General features: G+C 76.0%; 15 protein-coding genes. 10 read left to right on the top strand and 5 right to left on the bottom strand.

What is annotated here, in order from left to right:
- Positions 1 to 68: 68 nt before the first annotated feature.
- Both K330_RS19630 and K330_RS0106535 read left to right on the top strand, forming a co-directional pair.
- The gene (locus K330_RS19630) at positions 69 to 1,379 is read left to right on the top strand and encodes a sensor histidine kinase (protein WP_022921039.1); all 1,311 of its coding nucleotides are present in this window, start codon (positions 69 to 71) and stop codon (positions 1,377 to 1,379) included.
- The gene (locus K330_RS0106535; RefSeq protein WP_022921038.1) at positions 1,372 to 2,055 is read left to right on the top strand and encodes a response regulator; all 684 of its coding nucleotides are present in this window, start codon (positions 1,372 to 1,374) and stop codon (positions 2,053 to 2,055) included. The genes K330_RS19630 and K330_RS0106535 overlap by 8 nt, the downstream gene beginning before the upstream one ends.
- 18 nt (positions 2,056 to 2,073) lie before the next feature.
- Here the strand turns inward: K330_RS0106535 and K330_RS19625 are convergent, their stop codons facing one another.
- On the bottom strand, positions 2,074 to 3,000 hold the full coding sequence (locus K330_RS19625; RefSeq protein ID WP_022921037.1) for a phosphotransferase family protein: 927 nt from the start codon (positions 2,998 to 3,000) through the stop codon (positions 2,074 to 2,076).
- 52 nt (positions 3,001 to 3,052) lie between these two features.
- Here K330_RS19625 and K330_RS0106525 point away from each other — a divergent pair, with 52 nt between their 5' ends.
- The 3 genes from K330_RS0106525 to K330_RS0106515 are packed head-to-tail and all read left to right on the top strand — an operon-like array spanning position 3,053 to position 5,473.
- The gene (locus tag K330_RS0106525; protein ID WP_040657789.1) at positions 3,053 to 3,847 is read left to right on the top strand and encodes an SIR2 family NAD-dependent protein deacylase; all 795 of its coding nucleotides are present in this window, start codon (positions 3,053 to 3,055) and stop codon (positions 3,845 to 3,847) included.
- 10 nt (positions 3,848 to 3,857) lie between these two features.
- A complete protein-coding gene (locus K330_RS19620) occupies positions 3,858 to 4,490 on the top strand; it encodes a protein-L-isoaspartate O-methyltransferase family protein (protein WP_051145513.1) in 633 nt (210 codons plus the stop codon).
- A gap of 5 nt (positions 4,491 to 4,495) precedes the next feature.
- Positions 4,496 to 5,473 carry a threo-3-hydroxy-L-aspartate ammonia-lyase gene (locus K330_RS0106515; RefSeq protein WP_022921034.1) on the top strand — a complete coding sequence of 326 codons (978 nt, stop codon included), beginning with the start codon at positions 4,496 to 4,498 and terminating at the stop codon, positions 5,471 to 5,473.
- A gap of 4 nt (positions 5,474 to 5,477) precedes the next feature.
- On the opposite strand, the gene K330_RS0106510 is transcribed toward K330_RS0106515, so the two are convergent.
- The gene (locus tag K330_RS0106510; RefSeq protein WP_022921033.1) at positions 5,478 to 6,239 is read right to left on the bottom strand and encodes a hypothetical protein; all 762 of its coding nucleotides are present in this window, start codon (positions 6,237 to 6,239) and stop codon (positions 5,478 to 5,480) included.
- Between the two features lie 164 nt (positions 6,240 to 6,403).
- On the opposite strand from K330_RS0106510, the gene K330_RS0106505 reads away from it, so the two are divergent.
- Complete coding sequence (locus K330_RS0106505; protein ID WP_022921032.1) at positions 6,404 to 7,516, top strand: ATP-binding protein; 1,113 nt, start codon at positions 6,404 to 6,406, stop codon at positions 7,514 to 7,516.
- Positions 7,500 to 8,759 carry an MFS transporter gene (locus tag K330_RS0106500; RefSeq protein WP_022921031.1) on the top strand — a complete coding sequence of 420 codons (1,260 nt, stop codon included), beginning with the start codon at positions 7,500 to 7,502 and terminating at the stop codon, positions 8,757 to 8,759. The genes K330_RS0106505 and K330_RS0106500 overlap by 17 nt, the downstream gene beginning before the upstream one ends.
- Before the next feature lie 33 nt (positions 8,760 to 8,792).
- On the opposite strand, the gene K330_RS23615 is transcribed toward K330_RS0106500, so the two are convergent.
- Together K330_RS23615 and K330_RS0106490 are read right to left on the bottom strand one after the other, a co-directional pair.
- Entirely contained in the window at positions 8,793 to 13,694 is a 4,902-nt protein-coding gene (locus K330_RS23615; RefSeq protein WP_022921030.1) for an nSTAND1 domain-containing NTPase, read from the bottom strand.
- A gap of 26 nt (positions 13,695 to 13,720) precedes the next feature.
- A complete protein-coding gene (locus K330_RS0106490) occupies positions 13,721 to 18,556 on the bottom strand; it encodes an nSTAND1 domain-containing NTPase (protein WP_022921029.1) in 4,836 nt (1,611 codons plus the stop codon).
- A 224-nt stretch (positions 18,557 to 18,780) separates the two neighbouring features.
- Between K330_RS0106490 and K330_RS0106485 the strand changes: the two genes are divergently transcribed.
- The gene (locus K330_RS0106485) at positions 18,781 to 18,987 is read left to right on the top strand and encodes a hypothetical protein (protein WP_022921028.1); all 207 of its coding nucleotides are present in this window, start codon (positions 18,781 to 18,783) and stop codon (positions 18,985 to 18,987) included.
- 6 nt (positions 18,988 to 18,993) lie between these two features.
- Here K330_RS0106485 and K330_RS0106480 read toward each other — a convergent pair whose 3' ends face one another.
- On the bottom strand, positions 18,994 to 19,572 hold the full coding sequence (locus K330_RS0106480) for a GNAT family N-acetyltransferase (RefSeq protein ID WP_022921027.1): 579 nt from the start codon (positions 19,570 to 19,572) through the stop codon (positions 18,994 to 18,996).
- Between the two features lie 78 nt (positions 19,573 to 19,650).
- On the opposite strand from K330_RS0106480, the gene K330_RS0106475 reads away from it, so the two are divergent.
- The gene (locus tag K330_RS0106475; protein WP_022921026.1) at positions 19,651 to 19,959 is read left to right on the top strand and encodes a ribonuclease E inhibitor RraB; all 309 of its coding nucleotides are present in this window, start codon (positions 19,651 to 19,653) and stop codon (positions 19,957 to 19,959) included.
- Positions 19,960 to 19,973: 14 nt separating this feature from the next.
- Complete coding sequence (locus tag K330_RS19615) at positions 19,974 to 21,479, top strand: CYTH and CHAD domain-containing protein (RefSeq protein ID WP_022921025.1); 1,506 nt, start codon at positions 19,974 to 19,976, stop codon at positions 21,477 to 21,479.
- Positions 21,480 to 21,483 lie beyond the last annotated feature (4 nt).

Below are 21,483 nucleotides of genomic sequence, written 5' to 3'. Positions count from 1 at the left end.
CGAAGGAGGGGGTCGCCCCCGACGGAAGACGGTCGTCCCGACCGCGACGGGCCACCTAGCATCTCGGTATGCCGTCCCTGTCCGTCGCGTCCCCGCCCCCCACGGCGGCGACGGCCGGTTCGGCAGCACGCGACTTCGAGCGCCTCCCGCTGTGGCGCAACGCCTGGCGGTTGGTGGTGGCGTGGCTGCTCGGCATGGTCTTCTTCGTGGTCTACGTCAGCCCGCTCATGCTCAACGCGCGGTCCGACCTGGACGCGGCCGTGGCCGGGGCCTTCCTGCTCCTCGACCTGCTGGTGGGACACCTTGCCCTGGTCCTCGTGGCCTTCCGGCGGCGCCGGCCGGTGGCCGTCGCCGTGGTGGCCACGGTGCTGTCCGCCGTGTCGGTGCTCGCGGTGGGGCCGGTGTTCCTGGCGGTGATGTCCCTGGCCACCCGGCGGCGGCTGTGGCCGCTGGTGTGGCTGGGCGTGCTCAACGGGGTGGTGGGCGCCGCGCACGAGCGCCTGGTCGTGCCCTGGACGACCCCCGCGGAGTTCCGGGAGAGCCTCACCGGTCAGGGCTGGCTCGTCGACGGGCTGGTCTACGTGGCGTTCGCGCTGCTCCTCTACGGCGTCGTGGTCCTCATCGGCTGGAACGTCGGGTCGCGGCGCGAGCTCGTCGCGAGCTGGCGCCGCCAGGCGGAGACCGCCACCAGCGAGCAGGCGGCACGCGTCGCGCAGGCCCAGCTCGCCGAGCGTGCCCGGATCGCGCGGGAGATGCACGACGTGCTCGCCCACCGGCTCTCCCTCGTCGCCATGCACGCCGGAGCCCTGGCCCACCGTCCCGACCTGACGGACCAGGAGCGGGTCGAGGCCGCCGAGGTCGTCCGGTCCGGCGCGCACCAGGCGCTGGAGGAGCTGCGCGAGGTGCTCGGGGTGCTCAGGGACGACGACCGCGAGGGCGGCGAGCGTCGCGTCGAGGCTCCGCAGCCGGGGCTGAGCGACATCCCGGCCCTGCTCGCCGAGGTGACCGGCAGCGGCCAGCAGGTCCGGCTGAGCGTCGAGGAGGACCTGTGGCGGCGGTCGCTGTCGCTGCCGGCGAGCACCGGCCGTCACGCCTACCGCGTCGTCCAGGAGTCCCTGACCAACGCCCGCCGCCACGCGGCGGGCCGACCGGTCACCGTGCACGTCGACGGGCGTCCCGGGCGGGGCCTGTCCATCACGGTGGCCAACCCGACGCCACCCGTCGCGGAGGGTACGCTCCCCTCCGGCGGCCGCGGGCTGGCCGGCCTGGCCGAGCGCGTGCAGCTGGCGGGCGGGCGCTTCGAGGCGGGCGTCGAGGTGACCGACTTCGTGGTGCGGACCTGGCTGCCGTGGCCGGGTCGAGGAGGAGACGATGGGTGAGGGCCGTCCCAGGGTGGTCATCGTCGACGACGACCCGCTGGTGCGCGCCGGCCTGCGGATGATGCTCGGCGGCCCGGACGGGGTGGACGTGGTCGCCGAGGGGGACGACGGCGACCGCGCCGTCGAGCTGGTCGGCCGCCACCGCCCCGACGTCGTGCTCATGGACATCCGGATGGCCAGGGTGGACGGGCTGCTGGCCACCCGCTCCGTCCTGGCGGCCTATCCCTCCGCCCGGGTGCTCGTGCTGACCACCTTCGACGCCGACGACCACGTCGTCGAGGCGCTGCGCTCGGGTGCGCGGGGGTTCGTGCTCAAGGACACCCCGCCCGACCGGCTCGTCGCAGCGGTGCACGAGGTGGCGGGCGGCGACCACGCCCTGTCGCCCTCGGTCACCGCGCTGCTCGTCGACCAGGTCTCCTCCGGTGCCGGGACGGGCCGCGTCGACGAGCGGGCGGCCCGTGCGCGCGGCCGCCTGGCGGCGCTGACCGACCGGGAGCGCGAGGTCGCCCGGGCCGTCGCCCGCGGCGGCTCCAACGCCGAGATCTCCCGCGAGCTCTACCTCGGCGTGCCGACCGTCAAGGCCCACGTCTCCAGCATCCTGGCCAAGCTCGGGCTGTCCAACCGCGTCCAGGTCGCGCTGCTGGTCCACGACGCGGGCGAGGCCCCCGTGGACTGACCCGTCGCCCGCGGCAGGTCAGTGCCCCCCGGGCCGGCCGACCACCTCCGCGACGAACCGCCGCGCGCCCTCGGCATACCGCTCGGGGAAGGTGACCGCGCACCCGATGGCCCAGGCGTTGCCCTCCAGCCGCCGCAGCCGCAGCCACGGGGCCAGCTCCTCCGCCGAGGGCACCTCGCGTCCCAGCAGCGCGCAGCAGGCGGACAGGGCCCGCGCCCCCAGCTGTGGCGTCGGGGTGGTGCCGAGGACGGCCAGGTCCCACTCGAGCGGGCCCCGGCAGGCCTCCTCCAGGTCGTTCCACACCCACGACCCGTCGGCCGCGCGCAGCAGGTTGCCGCGGTGGGCGTCGCCGTGGAGCACCACCTGCCGCGACCCGCGACCCTCGATCCCCGCGAGCGCCTCCTCGTGCTCGCGCCGCAGCGCCGCGTGCTCCGCAGCGTCGAGGAAGCCGTGCCGTCGCGCGTGCTCCAGCGGCTCGCTGATGACCCCGCGCGCCACTGTCAGGGCGGGCAGGGCGGTGCCGTCCGCGCCCTCGAGGGCCCGGTGCCAGCGGGCCAGCGCCCGCGCCGCGGCCAACGGCTCCGGCCTGTCGCCACCCCCGTCACCCAGGTCGGTCCACAGCGAGACCCAGAGCCCGTCCACCTCGTGCGGCCCGGCGTCCGGGTGCGTCGCGGGCGGGACCACCCCCGCTCCCGCCGCGGCCGCGATCCTCCCGGCGGCGACCTCGGTGCGAAGCCACCAGCCGGGGTCCCGTCGCTGGGCGCCGGTGTGGGTGGAGACCCGGGCGACCACCCCGGCGCGGGGCATGCGGACCATGAGCGACCCGCGGTTGGACAGGACCCGGGGCTCGTCGGGCGGCAGCCCCAGCCGCACCCACAGCCGCCGCAGGGCGGTCGTGCCGAGCAGGGCCGTCCGGCGCGCCGTGGGGAAGGGGTCGGTGTCCATGCCTGTCGTCCGGGTCGGGGTCCGCGGTCGGCGGGTCGGGGAGAATGTGCCCATGACCTCGTTGACGGATGCTACCGACCAGGTGCCTGAGGCGATCCTCGACCTCGCCCGGGGTGCGGCGCGTGTGTGCGTGCTGACCGGCGCGGGGATGTCGGCCGAGTCGGGGATCCCGACCTTCCGGGACGTGCAGGTCGGGTTGTGGGAGCGCTTCGACCCCGCCGAGCTGGCGAGCCCCCAGGCCTGGGAGCGGGACCACGCGCAGGTCTGGGCGTGGTACGCGTGGCGGGCCTCGCTCGTGCGCCGGGCCGCGCCGAACGCCGGGCACGAGGCGCTGGCCGCGTGGCAGCGGCGGCCCGGCGTCGACCTGGCGGTCGTCACCCAGAACGTCGACGACCTGCACGAGCGCGCGGGTGCCGAGGTGCTCGCCCACGTCCACGGCAGCCTCTTCACGCTCCGCTGCGCGCGCTGCGACCGGCCCAGCGACGCGGCATACCCGGAGGTCACCGGGCCGGTCGGGCACCTGGACCCGCCCGTGTGCGGGGTCTGCGGCGGGCCGGTGCGTCCGGGCGTGGTCTGGTTCGGCGAGGCACTGCCGGAGGCGGACTTCCTCGCCGGGGCCGACGCCGCCCGCGAGGCCGACCTCGTCCTCGTGGTCGGCACGTCCGGCCTGGTCCACCCGGCCGCGACGATCCCGCACCTCGCGGGTGCGCGGGGCGTGCCGGTGGTCGAGGTCAACCCCAGGGAGACCGCGGTCAGCGAGGCCGCGGACGAGGTATGGCGCGCTCCGGCCGCCGAGGCGCTGCCCGCGCTGGTCGCCGCGCTCGCGGGCGCGACCCCGCCGCCCTAGCGTGGAGGTCATGCCCGGGCGTGAGGCGGTGGGAGAGGCGATGCGGGCGACGCCCCGCGCCGACTACCTGCCCGGGCCGGCGCGGCACCGGGCCGCGGTCGACGCGCCGGTGGACCTGGGGCACGGGTCGACCTGCTCCCAGCCCTCCACGGTCCGCACGATGCTCGAGCTGCTCGACGTCCACGAGGGGCAGCGGGTGCTCGACGTCGGCAGCGGCTCGGGATGGACGACGGCGATCCTGGCGCGGCTGGTCGGCCCGGCCGGCCGCGTGGTGGGGGTGGAGGTCGTGGACGAGCTGGTGCAGGACGCCGCCCACCGGTTGCGGCGGGACGGCCTGGCGCACGCGTCCGTCCGGGTGGCGGCCGCGGACGAGCTGGGCGCCCCCGACGCGGCGCCGTTCGACCGCATCCTGGTCTCGGCTATGGCGGGGGAGCTGCCGGACGCCCTCCTCGGCCAGCTCGCGCCCGAGGGCCTCATGGTGCTGCCGCTGCGGGGCCGGCTGGCCCGCGTGACCCTGACCGCCGGGCACGCGCAGGTCGACCGCGCGCCCGGGGGCTACCGCTTCGTGCCCCTGCAGACCTCCGGCCCCTCCGGTCACCGCCGGGGCCGCCGGTGGCCGTGGGGGCGGGAGGCGTCAGACTGAGCGTCATGAGCGCACCCACCTACGCCGACGTGGAGGCCGCGGCGGCCGTGATCGAGGGCGTGGCCCACCGCACCCCGGTCCTGCGCTCGCGCCGGCTCGACGAGCTCGCCGGGTGCCAGGTGCACCTCAAGGCCGAGCACCTGCAGCGGGTGGGGGCCTTCAAGTTCCGCGGCGCCTTCACCGCGCTGTCGGCCTTCGACGCCGACCAGCGGCGCGGCGGGGTCGTGGCCTACTCCTCCGGCAACCACGCCCAGGCGGTCGCGCTGGCGGCGCGCGAGCTCGGCGTCCCCGCGACCATCGTCATGCCGCACGACGCCCCGGCGCTCAAGGTCGCGGCGACGCGGGGCTACGGCGCGGAGGTCGTCCGCTACGACCGCTGGAGCGAGGACCGCGAGGCGATCGGCGCCGCGCTGGCCCGCGAGCGCGGGATGACGCTCGTGCCGCCCTACGACCACCGTCACGTCATCGCCGGCCAGGGCACCGCGGTCAAGGAGCTGCTCGAGGACGCCGGACCGCTGGACGTCATCATCACGCCGCTCGGCGGGGGCGGGCTGCTGTCGGGCAGCATCCTCGCCTCCCGGGCCCTGGCCCCGCAGGCCCGCGTCTACGGGGTGGAGCCGGAGGCGGGGGACGACGCCCGTCGGTCGCTGCAGGAGGGGCGGATCGTGCACATCGAGACGCCGCGCACGATCGCGGACGGGGCGCAGACGCTGCACCTGGGGGAGCTGACCTTCCCGGTCATCCGCGACGGCGTGACCGGGGTCGTCACCGCCACGGACGAGGAGCTGGTCGGGGCCATGGGCCTCGTGGCAGCCACGCTCAAGCAGGTCGTGGAGCCCACCGGGGTGCTCGGGCTGGCCGCGCTGCTGTCCGGTGCCGTGCCGGAGACCGCAGGTGCCCGCGTGGGTGTCGTGCTCTCCGGCGGCAACGTCGACCTGACCCGCTTCGCGGCGCTGGTCGGCGGCCGCGACGCTCCCGCCTGACGGCTCAGGCGCCGGCGGTCCCCGGCTCCTCGGCCGCGCGCTGGGTGGCCTGGGCCGCCAGCTGCCGCATCATCCAGCCGGCCAGCAGGTTGAACCCGGCGAACCCGAGGAAGAGCCAGGTCAGCCAGCCGGTGTCCCCGGCGCTCAGGCGGGCCAGGGCGAAGACCATCAGCGCGGCGCCCAGCACCAGGTAGAGCACCGCCCGGCGGCGCAGCATCCGAGGGTCGAGCCGCGGGTCGGCCAGGGGGGAGGGCGGGCCGGCCGGGCCCGCGGGTGCCGCGGCGGCCGACGGCACGGACGGCTCCGTCGAGGCCGCCGCCGTCCCGCCCACGGGGGGCCCGGGCTGCGACCCGTCGTCGAACAGGCCGTCGTAGGCGCGGCCCGTCTGCGGGTCGTACGCCTCGTAACCGGTCTCCGTCGCGACCACCCGCACCGCCCGGCGGGCCTGGTCGTGCAGGAGGGCGCGACCCTCGGTGGCCCCGGTCGGGAAGGACACCGACGCCGACCGGTCGTAGAGCTCGACCTGCAGGCCGCTGCCGGTCGCCGTCAGCTCGCCGAGGACGTCGCCGTCGGCCTCCTCGGCCACCCAGACCTCGACCGGCTCGGTGAGCAGCTCGCGCAGGTGCGCCTCGATCCGGCGGAAGGTGGCCACCCCGGCCTCCAGCTGGGTGCGGTCCATCGGCGGGCCGTCCTGCTCGTCGGCGGCGACCACGTCGGCCCAGTCCTGCCCGGCCCGGCGCGGGTAGAGGGCGATCTCGTACGTCATACCCCCATCCTGACGCCCCGGCAGCCGGAGGACGAAAACGGCAGTCCAGCACACAAGATGTAACAGATGTAACTCGATCGTGGGGATGTAACAGGTGTAACGTCGCTCGGGTCCGTCGGGGGTCCGGGCTAGCCTCGGACGCCCACCCCGAGAGGAGGTACGACGTGGTCACCGGAGCCAACCCCTTCCGCCCCAGCTTCGGGGTGTCCCCGCGCGTGCTCGCCGGCCGCGAGGACCTGCTGCAGGACTTCGACGTGGCCCTCGACGAGGGCCCCGGGTCCCCGCTGCGCTCGCTGCTGGTCAGCGGAGCGCGGGGGATGGGCAAGACCGTCGTCCTCAACGAGCTGGAGGACATCGCGCGCACACGAGGATGGCTGGTCGTGCGGCTGCCCGAGGGTGACGGGATGCTCGAGGAGCTCGAGGCCTCCACCGTGCCGGCCCTCCTCGCCGAGCACGACACCACCGCCGTGCGCCGCCGGTTCACCGGTGGCGGGATCAGCGCCGTCGGCTCCGTCTCCACCGAGGTGGAGGACCGCTACCCCGTGCGGCAGTCGCTGGCCCAGCTGCTCGGCCGGCTCCTCGACGTGCTGGTCGGGCACGAGACCGGCCTGCTCTTCACCCTCGACGAGGTCCAGGCCGCCTCCCCCGACGTCGTCGGCCGGTTCGCGGCGACCTACCAGCACCTGGTGCGCGACGACCGCGAGGTGGCCTTCGCGGCCGCCGGGCTGCCCACCGGCATCGACCAGCTGCTGCGGCAGGCCGGCACGACCTTCCTGCGGCGCGCCGAGCGGGTCCACCTCGCGGTGCTCGCCGACGAGGACGTGCGCACCGCGGCGCGGGCCACGGTCGAGGACGCGGGCCGCAGCATCGGCGAGGAGGCGCTGGAGCGCTACGCCCGGATCGTCCACGGCTACCCCTACCTGCTGCAGCTCGTCGGCTACCACGCCTGGCGCGTCGCGCCCCAGCGTCCGGAGATCACCCCCGACGACGTGGGAGGCACCCGGCCGCTGGTCGTGGAGCGCATGGGCAGGCTGGTCCACGCCCCGGCGCTCGGCGCGCTGCCGGAGGGACAACGCGCCTACCTGCGCGCCATGGCCGCCGACGACGGTCCCGCGGCCACCCGCCAGGTCGCCGAACGGATGGGCGTGCCGATGCAGCAGCAGAACGTCTACCGCGCCCGCCTCATCGACCGGGAGCTGGTCCAGGCGGCGGGGCACGGCTTCGTCGACTTCACCCTGCCCTACCTGCGCGAGCATCTCCGTGCGCAGGCCCGCTGAGCGCGGCGGGGGAGCGGGAGCGGCGACGCCCGCCCCGCGCGACCCCATACCCCGCGAGATCTGGATCCTCGTCGGTGCCGCGTTCGTCATCGCCGTCGGCTTCGGCATCGTCTCCCCGGTGCTGCCGGCCTACGCCCGGTCCTTCGACGTCGGGGTGGCGGCGGCCTCCGTCATCGTCTCGGCCTTCGCCTTCTTCCGGCTGGTCTTCGCCCCCGCCGGCGGGTTCCTCGTGGGCCGGCTCGGTGAGCGACCGGTCTACCTGACCGGCCTGCTCGTCGTGTCGGTCTCCTCGTTCGCGACGGCCTTCGCCCAGTCCTACGGCCAGCTCCTGCTCTTCCGGGGCCTGGGTGGCGTCGGCTCGACGATGTTCACCATCTCGGCGATGGCGCTGCTGGTGCGGCTGGCCCCGCCGCGCGCCCGCGGCCGGGTCTCCTCGGCCTACGGCTCGGCCTTCCTCGTCGGCGGGATGGTCGGGCCGCTGATCGGTGGCCTCCTCGCCGGCTGGGGGCTGCGCGCCCCCTTCGTCGTGTATGGCGTCGCGCTGCTTCTCGCCGCCGCGGTGGTCGCGGTGGGGCTGGGCGGGGCCCGGCTGCGCCCCGCCCCGGACCGGGCGACGCACCCGACGATGCGGGTCAAGGAGGCCTGGGGCTCGCCGGTCTACCGCGCCGTCCTCGTCTCCGGCGCGGCCAACGGATGGACCAACTTCGGCGTGCGCATGGCCGTGCTGCCGCTGCTGGCGATCGCGGTCCTCGACCGGCCCTGGGTCGCCGGCGCCGTCCTGGCGGTGGGGGCGGTCGGGACGGCCGCCACCCTGCAGTTCTCCGGCCGGATGGCCGACCGGGTGGGACGCAGGCCGCTGGTCATCACCGGGCTGCTGGTCATGGGGGTGTCCATGGGGCTGCTCGGGATGGCCACGGTGCTGCCCACCACGGCGGGGCTGGTCGTCCTGCTCGGCCTGTCGGTGGTCTCCGGCATCGGTGCCGGGCTGGTCAACCCCGCCCAGCAGGCCGCGGTGGCCGACGTGGTGGGCCATGAGCGCAACGGCGGGCCGGTGCTGTCCGGATTCCAGATGGCCCAGGACGGCGGGGCGATCGTGGGGCCGATCCTCATCGGCGTCGTCGCCGACGCCCTCGGCTTTCGGGCCGCCTTCCTCGTCACCGGGCTCGTCTGCGTCGTGGGCGTGCTGCCGTGGCTGCGCGCTCCGGAGCCGTTGACCCTGCAGGACGACGGCCCACGGTCCTGACCGGGTGGTGCCGGCCCGTCCGGGCACTGCAGGTCAGCCCGTCCGTTCCAGGGGCTTGCTGGTCCACAGCACCCGGTCGACGTCGTCCCCGCGGAACTCCCCCCGCGGCAGGACGAGACGGTCGCCGTCGACCCGCCAGCCGAGCTCGGCGTACTTCACGTCGGTGCACCGCTCGCCGGCGTCGGCCCACAGCACCAGCCGGTCAGGGTCGCTCGGGCTGGGGCTGACCGACCCCGTGCACCACACCTCCTCGCCGTCCCCGCGGCTGACGGTGTAGTCCGACCCGCGCAGCTGCAGCCGGAGGGTGCCCTCCGCGAGCTCTGCCTGTTCCGCCAGGAAGGCTCCGGAGTCGGGGTCGAGGTCCCCGAGCGACTCGCGCGCCCACCGCAGGAGGGTGGTCCTCAGCTCGTCCGCACCCCACGTCACCTCGTAGCTGCCCTGCAGGCCGGGGGACACGACCGGCCCGTCGCCGCGCAGGTCCGCGAGCGTCGGGCACGCCGGCAGCGCGTGCGAGGTGCACTCGGCCTGGGTCAGGCCGCGCCACAGGGACTCCCGCGCCAGCCCGAGGAGCTCGTCGGCGTCGGTGGTCACCGTGGTGACGTGGCCGCTCGCGCTGAGCACGACGAGGTGGCGGTCGCTGAGCCACCGCACGCCGTCCAGGCGTCCCAGCCCGGGGCCGGCCTGGTCGACCCGCGACTGCTTGGCCAGGTCCCACACGGTGACGAGACCGTCGCTGCGGGCCAGCGCCAGGCGGGTGCCGTCGGGAGAGAGCGCCGCCGACTGCACCGACGCGTCGGTGGAGGCGTCCCACCGTTGCCGCACCTCGAGGTCGTCGGGGTCGAGCAGCAGGACGGTGGTGCTGCCGGCGATCTGGTGCAGCGGCGTGACGACGACCAGCGCGCCGTCGGCGGCGGTCCCGACCAGGCCCGCCGAGTGGGCGCTCTGCACCTGCAGCCGTGCGGGCGGGCCCGGTTCCCAGGTCGTCGTGTCCACCGGCACGACGTACCGGCCGAGGGTCGTCATCAGCAGGCGCCGGGAGTCGTCGGTGAAGGAGAGGTCCCACGGCAGGCCCCACCGCTGGTTGGCGGCGGAGCCCGTGCCGCCGAGCGTGGTGACCAGCTCCCCGGTCCGTGCGTCCCAGACCCCGAGGCCCTCGCTGGCCGCCGCGATCCATCGCCCGTCCGGGGACCACGCGACCGACCCGGTCATGAACCGGAAGGGCGCGTCGGGGAAGCGACGGCACCCCTCGGCAGCCGGGTCGCCGCCCTCGACGCTGGCGAGCGAGGTGATCAGGGCGTGGTCGCAGAGGCCCTCGAGCTCGACGACCTCCGCACCCGTGCGCAGGTCCCGCACCGTCAGCGCGCCGACGTGCGGTGCTCCGGTGCCGGGGTCGAGGGCGCCCTCCCGACCGACCACCCGACGGCCGTCCGGGGAGACCTCGAAGGCCTCCCAGCTGAGGAGGTCGTGGCTGGCGACGGCCTCGCCGGCGGTCGTCAGCGTCTCCACCCGGCCGCCGGGCGCCGGGTCGCAGTCTCGTCCGACGACGACGAGGGTGTCGGTGACCCGCAGGCGGTCCGTCCCGGCCGCGCCGCCGCAGGACGGGACCGACCACAGGTCGCCGTGGGGGCGGGTCTCCAGGAGGACGGCACCGGCGGTCTCGGGGCGCGGCACCAGGACGCGCGTCCCGGCGACGCTGGGAGCGCCGCTGCCCACGGCCGGCAACGTGCGCAGGTGGATCCCGGTGCCGGCGTCCCACTGCACCAGCGCGTTCTCCGTCCCCGTCGTCCAGACCGTGGCGTCGTCGGAGGAAAAGCGCCCGTAGCTGCTCCAGGAGCTGCGGCCCGTGTAGGTCACCTCCGTCTCCAGCCCGGGCACGGAGACGATGCGCCACAGGTCGTTGCCGAACGGGATGACGTCGATGGTCAGGAGATGCTCACCGGTGGAGTCGAGGTCGAGGGCGACGGCGTTGTCGGTCCGCCCCACCTCCCGGCCGGTCGGGACGTCCAGCAGCACGGCGTCCCAGGTCTGCAGGTCCGGCACGACGGCGAGGGAGCCGTCGTCGCTGAGTGCGTGGCCGACGGTGAGGGTGATGTTGAGGTCCTCGGTGATGCTCACCTGCCGGGACCGCCCGGTGCTCCGGTCGACCAGGAGGGTGGCGATCGCGCCCTCCTGCCACGGGCACGCTCGCAGGAAGCGCTCGCGCCCGGCAGCGTCGAGACCGTCGCTCGGTCGGGCGGCCAGCGTCCGGACGAGGAGCGCGTCGCCCGCCACCGCGACCGGCCACCCTCCGCAGGGACCGACGTCCACGACCTGCAGGAGCTCGTGCGTCGTGGCGTCCCAGACGTGCACGCCGACCACACCCTCCGGCGGGGGTGGGGGCTGGTCGGGGACGGGGTCCGGACGGACCTGGCCGGCGGGGTCTCGGAGCACGCCTCCGGTGAGCACCGTCCCGTCGGGTGAGTACTCCGCCCCCGCCACGACCACCGAGCCGTACTCCGGCTCCTCCGGGGGGACCCACTCCCACACCAGCGCACCGGTCCGCGGGTCCCGGACCTCGATGCCGTCCGCGGGCTGGTAGGCGTGCTCTGCCGTCATCGCGACGCGGTCCCCCTCCGGGTGCAGGACGGCCCACAGCCGCCCGGGCGCCCGGTCCGTGCCCGTCCGTGCCACGACGTGGTCGGCGAACAGCGCGCGGTGCAGGGCGTCCGTGCTCTGCGGTGTGGGGCGACCCTCGGCCGCGCTGAGGACGGCCAGGGTCCTGGCGAGGGCCGGGTCCTGCCCGACCGCGGCGACCGAGGCGGCGGCCAGCTCCTGCGAGCGGGCCAGCGTCTCCTGCGCCCGGGCCGCGTCCGCCTCGACCTGGGCGGCCGCACGCGCGTCGCCGGCCTCCTGCCACTGCAGGCGTGCGAGCGTGCCGAAGGTCACGGCCACGAGGGCGAGGACGACGGCCCCGACGGCCAGCAGCCGCAGCCGCCGGTTGAGCCGTCGCTGCCGACGCGCCTCGTGCTGGGCGCGGGTGAGCTCGGACCGCTCCGCCGCGTCGCCCGCGTCGAGGAACGCGCGCTCGAGGGTCGTCAGCCGGTGCAGGCCGGTGTCCCGCCACTCGCGGGCGGCGGCGAGCCGGGCACCGCGGTAGAGCTCGCTCGCCGGCCGGTCCATGGCGTCCCACGCCTGCGCCGCCGCCGCGAGGTGGTGGCGCAGCCGCTCGCCCTCCACGTCCTCGGCCAGCCACGCCTGCAGCCGGGGCCACGCCCGGACGAGGGCCTCGTGCGTGATCTCCAGGCGGTCGGTGTGCGCCGTGACCAGACGCGCCCGCACCAGCTGCTCGACGACCGGTGCGTGCTCGTCGTCGACGACGGAGCGGCTGACGCTGGTGCGCACCGGCTCGCCCGCGGGCCCGGGCTGCACCAGGCGCAGCAGGAGCTCGCGCAGGGCCCGCCGCTGCTCCTCGGTGGCGGCCTGGTAGATCCGCTCGGCTGACTGTGCCACCGCTCCGCGGATGCCGCCGGAGGCCCGGTAGCCCTCGACCGTCAGCGTCGAGCCGACCCGTCGCGCCCACGTCTCGCGCAGGGCGTGGGTGAGCAGGGGCAGCGAGCCCGGTTCTCCCTCGACCTCACGCACCAGCAGGTCCACCAGCCCCTGCTCGAGCAGCAGCCCCGCACGACGTGCCGGGCGCTCGATGGCCTCGCAGACGCCCCGGGTGTCCAGAGGCGTCAGCAGGTAGAGACCGTCCTCGACGAGCCGGGCGACCCGCGGGTATACGGCCAGCTCGCCGAGCCGGTCGGCGCGCAGGGTCAGCACCACGGGGCCGCGTGCAGCCTGCTCCGTCACCTGGTGCAGGAAGGTCGACCGCACCGTGAGCGGCACCGTCGGGGCGAAGATCTCCTCGCCTTGGTCGATCACCAGCACCGTGGCGGAGGTGCCGGCCGGCGGGACCAGCGCGTCCAGGGACCGCGGCCCCGGCGTGAGGACGACGACCTGCCGACCCAGGTGGCGCAGGCGCGCCGCCAGCCCGGCCCGGACGAGGGAGGACTTGCCCGAGCCGGAGGGGCCCACGACGGCCAGCAGACCGGTCCGGTCCAGCCGCTCGAGGCACTCGGCGACCTCGGCGTCACGGCCGAAGAAAGAGTCCGCGTCCTGCACGTCGTAGGACGCCAGGCCGGGCCACGGGCACCCGGCCGCCACCGTCTCCGCGACCGGGACGGCGAGGTCGGGGTCCTGCCGCAGCACCGCGTGCTCCAGAGCCGCCAGCTCGGGGCCCGGGTCGAGCCCCAGCTCATCGGCCAGGGTGTCGCGCGCCTGCCGGATCGTGGTGAGGGCCTCGGCCTGGCGACCGTCCTGGTAGAGCGCGCGCGTCAGCAGGGCCCAGCGGTGCTCGCGCAGCGGCTCCTCCTGCACCCGGGCGCGGGCCTCCGGCAGGGCCTCCGCCACCCGCCCCGAGGCGAGGAGGGCCTCGAGGCGCAGCTCCTCGACGTGCAGGCGCAGCTCCCCGAGGCGCTCGGCCTCGCCGCGCCCGGGGGGCCAGTCCACGAGGTCGGCGAGCGGCATACCCCGCCACAGGGCCAGGGCCTCGTCGGTGGTGAACGCCGCCTGGTCGGGCTGGTGCAGCGCGAGCAGGTCCCCGGCGTGGTGCACCAGGCGCTCGAAGCGGCCTGCGTCGACCGACTCGGGCGGGACGCTGAGGCGGTAGCCACCACGGTCGGTGACGATGGCGTCGTGCCCGAGGCGGCGCCGCAGCCGCGCGATGCAGCCCTGGACGACCTTGTGCCAGGACGGCGGCAGGTGCTCACCCCAGAGGGCCTCGGCGATCGTGTCCGCCGGCACCTCGTGCCCCCGTCGGGCGACCAGCACCGAGAGCACGACCCGGTCCCGCGGCGGGAGCGGCGACCCCTGGTCACCGACCCCCACGGGTCCCAGCACGGTGATGCCGGTCACGGGAGCTCCGTCCCCTGGTGAGGCGGTCAGCCGGCCCGCTCCAGCGGGCGGCCGGTCCACAGCAGTGCGTCGAGCTGGCTGCCGCGGAACGTCTCGGGCGGGAGGACGAGCTCGTCCCCCTCGAGGCGCCAGCCCGTCTCGGCGTAGTGGAAGTCGACGCACCCCGCCCCGCGGTCGGCCCCGAGAAGCAACCGGTCGGGGTCGTTCGCGCGTCGGGTGACGGCACCGGTGCACCACTCCTGCCCGCTGGGCGAGGTGACGGAGTAGCCGTGCTCGGAGAAGGTCAGACGGTAGGTACCGGCCATGGCGGCCGCGAAGTCGTCGAGCGTCTGCTGCGCCTCCGGGCCGGGACCTGCGCCGTAGGCGTCGGCGACGGCGGCCGCCCCCGCCTCGCGCAGCTCCTCGACGGTCCAGGTGAGGGTGTAGCTGCCGCGCAGCTCGTCCGGCACGGTCGGTGCCGCACCCCTCAGCGTGCCCAGGTCGGGGCAGGGGTCGATGGCGTGGGCCGCGCACTCGCTGAGCGTGAGGCCCCGGGTGAGCGTGCCGCGCACGAGCGAGGTCAGCTGTGCAGGGTCCGAGGTGACCCGGACGATGGCACCCTCCGCGCTCAGCACGAGCAGGTCCCCGTCGGCGGTCCACTGCACCCCCTCCAGGCTGCCCAGCCCCAGGTCGGCACGGTCCACGGCGGCACCGGTGGCGAGGTCCCAGACGCCGACGAACCCCTCGCTCGTGGCCATTGCGACGCGTGTCCCGTCGGGGGACACCGCGGCCGAGCGCACCGATCCGTCCACGACGCTGGAGAAGGTCTGCCTGGTCTCCAGGGTCGTCGGGTCCAGCAGCAGCAGCGAGGTGCTGGTGGCGTTGTTGCGCAGGGGGCTCACGACCGCGACCGCGCCGTCGCCCCGGTGGCCGACCAGGCCCGGCGAGATGTGGTTGCCGCCCGAGGGCAGGGCGGCAGCCCCCAGCTCCTCGCCCGTCTCCGTGCCGACGGCGATCAGCCGGGCGTCGTCCGTCGACACCAGCAGGCGGGCGGAGTCGGTGGAGAACAGCAGGTCCCAGGCCGCGCTGAAGCCCTGGTCCCCGCCGAGGACGGCCGACCAGGCCTGGTCGCCGGTCGTGGCGTCCCACACCCCCACCCGACCTGTGGCTCCGTCGAGCGCGGCCACCCAGCGGTCGTCGGGGGACCACCTGACCGCGCTCGCGGAGGAGGACGCCTCGAGCGTGAGCACCACCTCCTCCGACCCGAGCTGCCGCACCTGCAACGGACCGGGCTCGTCCCCGCCCTGGGACACGACCCTCTCACCGTCGGCCGAGACCCCGAACGCCTCGTTCCGGACCGCGCCGGGCATCTGCCGCACGCCACCGGTGAGGGGGTCGAAGACCTCGAGGGTCCCCGGCCGGCCGTCGCAACCACGCCCCGCGACGACCGACCCGTCGACGACCCGGAGCTGGTCGGGGGCGCCCAGGCCGTCGCAGGGGGGCACGGCCCACCCCTCCCCACGGGGAGAGGTGTCGACGACGACGGCGCCACCGGTGAGCGGGCGCGGGATGACCGTGCGGGACGTCCCGGCAGGGTCGGGGTGCCCCGACCCCGCGCCGACCACCCTGCGCAGCAGCGTGCCGCTCGAGGCGTCCCACTCGAGGAGGACGTTGTCCAGCCCGGTGCTCAGGACGCTGGTGCCGTCGGCGGAGAACGCCGCGTAGGTCGGTCGTCCCTCGTGCCCCGCGAAGGTGGCCAGGGTGCTGAGGTCGTCGACCCGCACCACCCGCCAGGTGTTCGCGGAGCGGACGTTGGAGTCCTCGACGTCCCGGTCGCGCAGCAGGACCCGCTCGCCCGCGGCGTCGAGGTCGACCGGGAAGGCGTGGTCGATGCGTCCCAGCTCCTTCCCGGAGGTCGTGTCGACGAGGACGGTGGACTCGTGCCCTTCGCGGTCGCCCAGAGTGCTGTCGCTGCTGCTCTGGTGCCAGGCGGCGGCGACGGACCCGTCACCGCTGAGGGCGGCGCCCACGCTCCACTGCAGCAACGAGGGGTCGGTGACCGCCAGCAGGGTGCGGTCCCCGGTCTGCCGGTCCACCACGTAGTTGGCCCATCCGCCCTCCCACCACCGGCAGCCGGCCAGGACCTCGTGGTCCGTCACGGGGACCGACGCAGGGTCGGTCGAGGGTACGAGCGCACGGACGAGCACCCGGTCGGCCGTGACCCCCAGCGGCCAGCCGCCGCACGGCCCGACGTCGATCACGCCGAGAGGCTCGTGCGTCCGCGCGTCGCGCAGGTGGATCCCGAGCAGGCCGTCCGGGGGAGGTGGTGCGTCCTCGTGGGAGGGTGCCAACCGTTCCTCGAAGGTCGGGTGCCACACGACGCCGGTGGCGAGCACGGACCCGTCGGGGGAGTAGGCGGCGCCCGCCACGTAGGCCGACTCGTGCCCGGGGCGCCGTTGCGGCAGCCACTCCCACACCAGCTCCCCGGACACCGCGTCGCGCACCTCGAGCGCCAGGCTGGGTTCCACGGCGCTCTCTCCGGCCATCGCCACCCGTTCTCCGTCCGGGCGCAGGGCGGTCCAGAGCCGTGTCCACGCCGTCCGCCGGTGCAGGCTCACCCGCGCGACCACGGGATCGGCAGCATGGGCGGCGTGCAGGGCACCCGCCGTCTGCGGTCCGGGGTCGGTCACCTCACCGGCCAGCACCGCCAGCGACTTCGCCCGAGCGGGGTCCGCCGGCAGGTCCGCCAGCGCCGCCGCCGCCAGCTCGTGCGACCGTGCCCGCGCAGCCTCGACGACGGCGAGCTCGTTGGCCGTCCGCGCGTCCCGCCACTGGGCACGGGCGACCGCCCCGAAGGTGGCCGCGACGAGGGCGAGGACGACGGCTCCGACGGCGAGCAGGCGCAACCGGTGGTTGAGCCGCCGCTGCCGCCGTGCCTCGTCCTCGGCGCGGGCGAGCCGTGACCGGTGCGCCGCCTCGCTGGTGGCGAGGAAGTCCTGCTCGACCTGACTGAGGCTGTGGGTGCCGGCGTCCCGCCACTCGCGGGCAGCCGCCAGCCGCGCCCCGCGGTAGAGCTCGCTCTCCGGACGCCCCATCCCGTCCCAGGCGCTGGCGGCCGCGGCCAGGTGGTGCCGGATCCGCTCGCCCTGCACGTCGTCGGCCAGCCAGGCCTGCAGGCGGGGCCAGGCCCGGGCCAGCGCCTCGTGCGCGATCTCCAGCCGGTCCTCCGCGGCGGTCACCAGCCGGGCCCGGACCAGCTGCTCGACGACGGCGACGTGCCGCTCGTCGGTCAGGACGGCCCGCGGGACGCTGGTCCGCACCGGGTCGCCCCCGGGCCCCGGTTGCACCATGCGCAGCATCAGCTCGCGCAGCGCGTGCCGCTGCTCCTGGCTGGCCCTCTCGTAGACCTGCTCGGCGGAGCGGGCCACCGCCCCCCGGATGCCGCCCGAGGCGCGGTAGCCCCCCACCGTCAGCGTGCTGCCCTCCCGTCGCTCCCAGGTCTGGCGCAGGGCGTGCGCCAGCAGCGGCAGCGACCCGGGCTCGCCCTCGACATCGCGCACGAGCAGGTCGACGAGCCCCTCCTCCAGCAGGAGGCCGGCCCGCCTGGCCGGTCGCTCGATCGCCGCGCGCAGCCCGTCAGGACCGATGCCCTTGAGCAGGTAGAGCCCCTCCTCCACGAGCCGCGCCATGTCGGGGAACGCCGCGAGCTCGCCCATCCGGTCGGCCCGCAGCGTCAGGACCACGTCGGTCGTCCCGCTCCACGCGTGCTCGGCCACGCTGGTGAGGAACGCCTGACGCACCGCCGGCGGCACCGAGACGCCGAAGATCTCCTCGCACTGGTCGACGACCAGCACCAGGCCACGGTGAGGGTCGGAGGTCGCGGCCGCCAGCGCGTCCAGAGGGCGGGGGTCCGGGGTGATGACCCGCACGCGGCGGCCGTCCCGGCGCAGGCGCGCGGCCAGACCGGCGCGCACCAGGGAGGACTTGCCCGAGCCCGACGGCCCGACGACCGCCAGGAAGCCCGACCGGTCGAGGCGCTCCAGGCACTGCGCGAGCTCGGCCTCGCGGCCGAAGAACGCGTCGGCGTCGTCGACGTCGTATGCCGCCAGGCCCGGCCAGGGGCAGGCCGACGCGGGCATCCCGGGAACGGCCACGGCGAGCGCCGGGTCCTGGGTGAGCACGGCGTGCTCGAGGCCGGCGAGCTCGGCCCCGGGGTCCAGCCCCAGCTCCTCGGTGAGCGTCTCCCGGGCGCGGCGCAGGGTGGCCAGGGCCTCGGCCTGGCGTCCGTCCTGGTACTGCGCCCGGGCGAGGAGAGCCCACCGGTGCTCGCGGAGCGGCTCCTCACGGACCCGCAGCCCGGCCTCCGGCAGGACCTCCGAATGCCGGCCCGCGGCCAGCAACGCATCGAGCCGCAGCTCCTCGGCGCGCAGGCGCAGCTCCCCGAGCCGCTCTGCCTCGCCGCGGCCGGGCGCCCAGTCCGCCAGGTCGGCGAGCGGCATACCCCGCCACAGGGCGAGGGCCTGGTCGGCCGTGAACGCGGCCTGGTCGGCGTGCCCCAGGACCAGCAGCTCGCGTGCGCGGTCGACCAGCCGCTCGAACCGAGCGGCGTCCACGTCCTCCGCCGGGACCGCGAGCCGGTAACCGCCCCCGCCGGTCACGATCGCCTCGTGCCCCAGCCGGCGCCGCAGCCGGGCCACGCAGCCCTGCACGACCTTGTGCCAGGAGGCCGGCAGGTCCTCGCCCCACAGCGCCTCGGCCAGGACCTCGGCCGGCACCTCGCGCCCGCGCCGGGCGACCAGCACCGACAGCACGACCCGGTCCCGCGGGGACAGCGCGCCGTCGTCGCCGACGGCCACGGGTCCCAGCACGGTGATGCCGGTCATACCAGCGATGGTCCTCCCCGTCTCGGGGGTGCCACAAGAGGTTTCCGGCGTGCTGATACCCGGCTGATACCGCTGCGCGACCGTCCTGTTACCGCGGCGCGCGACGGTGGTCGAGCAGTGGATCGGCAAGCGGCCGGACGCACCAGCACCATCGCCTGACCCACGCTGCTCCACCGCTACGTCCAGTGACGCCCGCGACCACCCACCAGACCGAAGGACACCCGATGTACCAGCACCTCGACCTCATGGCCGCCCAGAGCATGGCCCGGGAGCGCGAGCACGGGCTCCGCGCGGCCCAGCGCCACCAGGACCCGCTCCTGCGTCAGCAGGAGGCGTCGGCGCGGCACGCCCCGCCCGCCGTCGACGAGGAGCACCACTGGTTCCACGACCTGCTGGTGCGCGTCCACCTGGCGCACGCCCCCATCCACTGACGGGGCTCACCGACCGGCGGCGGCCCGCCAGTCCTGCTCCAGCATCCCCATGAGGTGCAGGTCAACCCACCGGCCGTCGAAGAGCAGGGCCTCGCGCTGGGTGCCCTCGAGGACGAAGCCGACCTTCTCGTAGACCCGCCGCGCCCGGGGGTTGAAGGCGTAGACCTCGAGCTGGACCCGGTGCAGCCCCAGCGTCGTGAAGGCGTGGCCCACGGCCAGCCGCGTCGCCTCGGTGCCCAGGCCCCGGTCGCGGGCGCCGCTGATCCAGATCCGGAAGGAGCAGGAGCGGTTGCCAGGGTCGTGGTCGAGCAGCAGGGCCTCGCCCACGACCGCGCCCGAGGTGCGCTCGACCACCGCCCACACGAGGCGGTCCTCGGCCTTCGACCACCGGTCGTAGACCTCCACCAGCTGCTCGACCGACCAGCGCGCCGAGGTCAGGTCCTCGCTGGAGTGCGCCGACCCGGTCAGCCGCGTCACCTCAGGGTCGGCCATCAGGGCGTGGAGACAGGGCGCGTCACGCCCGTCGGCCGGGCGCAGCGCGACCAGGTCACCGGTGAGGGTCGGCGTGTCGGAGAGGTCGGTCACCGGACCATCCTCCCCGGGGCCGTCAACACCATTCCCCGGCGTGACCTCCCGGCCGCGCGCACCCCATACCCTGGTCCTGTGACCACCGAGCCCCTCCACCCCGGCAGCGAGCACCTCATCATCCTGCAGGACCGGGAGGTGGCCGAGGCCATCGCCGAGGAGCTCGACGAGGAGGGCTTCCTGTGGGTCCGGGTCCTGCGCGAGGCGTCGCGGACCGAGGAGGACGACGAGGACCACGAGTGGGCGGTGCACATCACCGACACCCGGCTGCCCGACGCCGCAGGAGGAGCGGCCTACGAGGCGCTGCGGGACCGGTTCATCGACCTGGCCCGCCAGCACGACGGCTGGTACGACGAGCCGGGCGACCCCCGCCCCGCCACCGGCTGAGCCGCGAGGCAGGTATGCGGCAGGTCGAGTCCGAGCTGAAGTTCGCCATCGGCGAGGACGCCCCGCTGCCCGCACCGGGCGACCTCGCCGAGGTGGGCCCGGTGCGCGAGCACCGCATGCGCGCCGTCTACCTGGACACCCCCGACCTGCTCCTCGTGCGGCACCGCATCACCCTGCGCCGCCGCGAGGGCGGCGCGGACGCCGGCTGGCACCTGAAGCTGCCGCGCCCGGACGGCACGCGGCTGGAGGTGCACGCGCCCCTGGGGGAGGGGCCAGGGCGGATGCGGGTCCCGCAGGAGCTGCGTGACGAGGTGCGGGCCGCACTGGGCCACGCGTGGCCGGACGGCCCCGAGGGTGCGCTGCTCCCGGCCGCCGTGCTCACCACCCACCGCCTGGAGGTCGACCTGCTCGACCCGGACCGGCACGACGTGGTGCTGGCCCAGCTGTGCGACGACCGGGTGACGGCCCTGCCGGAGGGAAGCACCTGGCGCGAGCTGGAGGTCGAGCTCGTCGACGGCGACCAGGCCCTGCTCGGGGCGGTCGCCGACGCCTTCGCCGACCAGGGCGTGACCCTCGCCGACCACCCCTCCAAGCTGTCCCGGGCCCTGGGCGACCGGCCCGCGCGGGCCGGGCGTGGTGAGGGCCCCGCCGCCGACGGCCCCGCCGCCGACGTGGTGCTGGCCTACCTCGCCGCGCAGGTCGCGGTCGTCGTCGCCCGGGAGGACGACGTGCGCGCGGACGTCCCGGACGCCGTGCACCGCAGCCGCGTCGCGACCCGGCGGCTGCGCAGCGCGCTACGCACCTTCCGGCGGCTCCTCGACCGAGAGGTCAGCGACCCGCTGCGCGAGGAGATCAGGTGGTTCGCGACCGCCCTGGGGCAGCCGCGGGACGCCGAGGTCATGCGCGACCACCTCCTCGCCGCCCTCGACGAGCTGCCGGAGGAGGAGGTCGTCGGCCCCGTCCGCCAGCGGGTCCGTGCCGAGGCGGACCGGCGGCACGCGGAGGCCCACCAGGCACTCGTCGAGGTGATGGACTCCGACCGCTACCGCGAGCTGGTCGACCGGCTGCTCGAGCTGCTGGCCGAGCCCCCGTGGCGGGGGCGTGCGAGCCGGCGGGCCGGGAAGGTCCTGCCGGACCTGGTGGCCAGGGCCGTCGGCCGGGCGCGGGTCGAGGCGCGGTCGGCAGCGGCGGCGGAGGGCGTGCAGCGGCTCCACCTGCTGCACGAGGCCCGCAAGCGCGCCAAGGCCGTGCGCTACGCCTGCGAGGCGCTGGCGCCCGCGCTCGGGAAGGACGCGGCGCAGGCCGCGGCGACCTGGGAGCAGGTCACCGAGACGCTCGGCGCCGTCCAGGACGCGGCCCTGGCCGCCGGCTGGCTGCGCGAGATCGCAGGCACGGCGGAGCGGGCGGGGGAGCCGACCTACACCTACGGCGTGCTCGCCGGGCGGGAGACGGCGCGGGCGGAGGCTGCCGAGGAGGGGGAGGCCGCGTTGCGGGTCGCGCTGGAGCACCCCTGGCCCTGACCAC

It is taken from the genome of Ornithinimicrobium pekingense DSM 21552 (genome assembly GCF_000421185.1).
GTDB classification, from domain to species: Bacteria; Actinomycetota; Actinomycetes; order Actinomycetales; family Dermatophilaceae; genus Ornithinicoccus; species Ornithinicoccus pekingensis.
The sequence above is the reverse complement of the archived record's forward strand: the minus strand, read 5'-3'. Positions and strand labels throughout refer to the sequence as shown.

Excerpts from the sequence above, each read along its gene's own strand:
- K330_RS19630 (WP_022921039.1), top strand. The coding sequence starts at position 69 with ATGCCGTCCCTGTCCGTCGCGTCCCCGCCCCCCACGGCGGCGACGGCC.
- K330_RS0106535 (WP_022921038.1), top strand. The coding sequence starts at position 1,372 with ATGGGTGAGGGCCGTCCCAGGGTGGTCATCGTCGACGACGACCCGCTG.
- K330_RS19625 (WP_022921037.1), bottom strand. The coding sequence starts at position 3,000 with ATGGACACCGACCCCTTCCCCACGGCGCGCCGGACGGCCCTGCTCGGC.
- K330_RS0106525 (WP_040657789.1), top strand. The coding sequence starts at position 3,053 with ATGACCTCGTTGACGGATGCTACCGACCAGGTGCCTGAGGCGATCCTC.
- K330_RS19620 (WP_051145513.1), top strand. The coding sequence starts at position 3,858 with ATGCCCGGGCGTGAGGCGGTGGGAGAGGCGATGCGGGCGACGCCCCGC.
- K330_RS0106515 (WP_022921034.1), top strand. The coding sequence starts at position 4,496 with ATGAGCGCACCCACCTACGCCGACGTGGAGGCCGCGGCGGCCGTGATC.
- K330_RS0106510 (WP_022921033.1), bottom strand. The coding sequence starts at position 6,239 with ATGACGTACGAGATCGCCCTCTACCCGCGCCGGGCCGGGCAGGACTGG.
- K330_RS0106490 (WP_022921029.1), bottom strand. The coding sequence starts at position 18,556 with ATGACCGGCATCACCGTGCTGGGACCCGTGGCCGTCGGCGACGACGGC.
- K330_RS0106485 (WP_022921028.1), top strand. The coding sequence starts at position 18,781 with ATGTACCAGCACCTCGACCTCATGGCCGCCCAGAGCATGGCCCGGGAG.
- K330_RS19615 (WP_022921025.1), top strand. The coding sequence starts at position 19,974 with ATGCGGCAGGTCGAGTCCGAGCTGAAGTTCGCCATCGGCGAGGACGCC.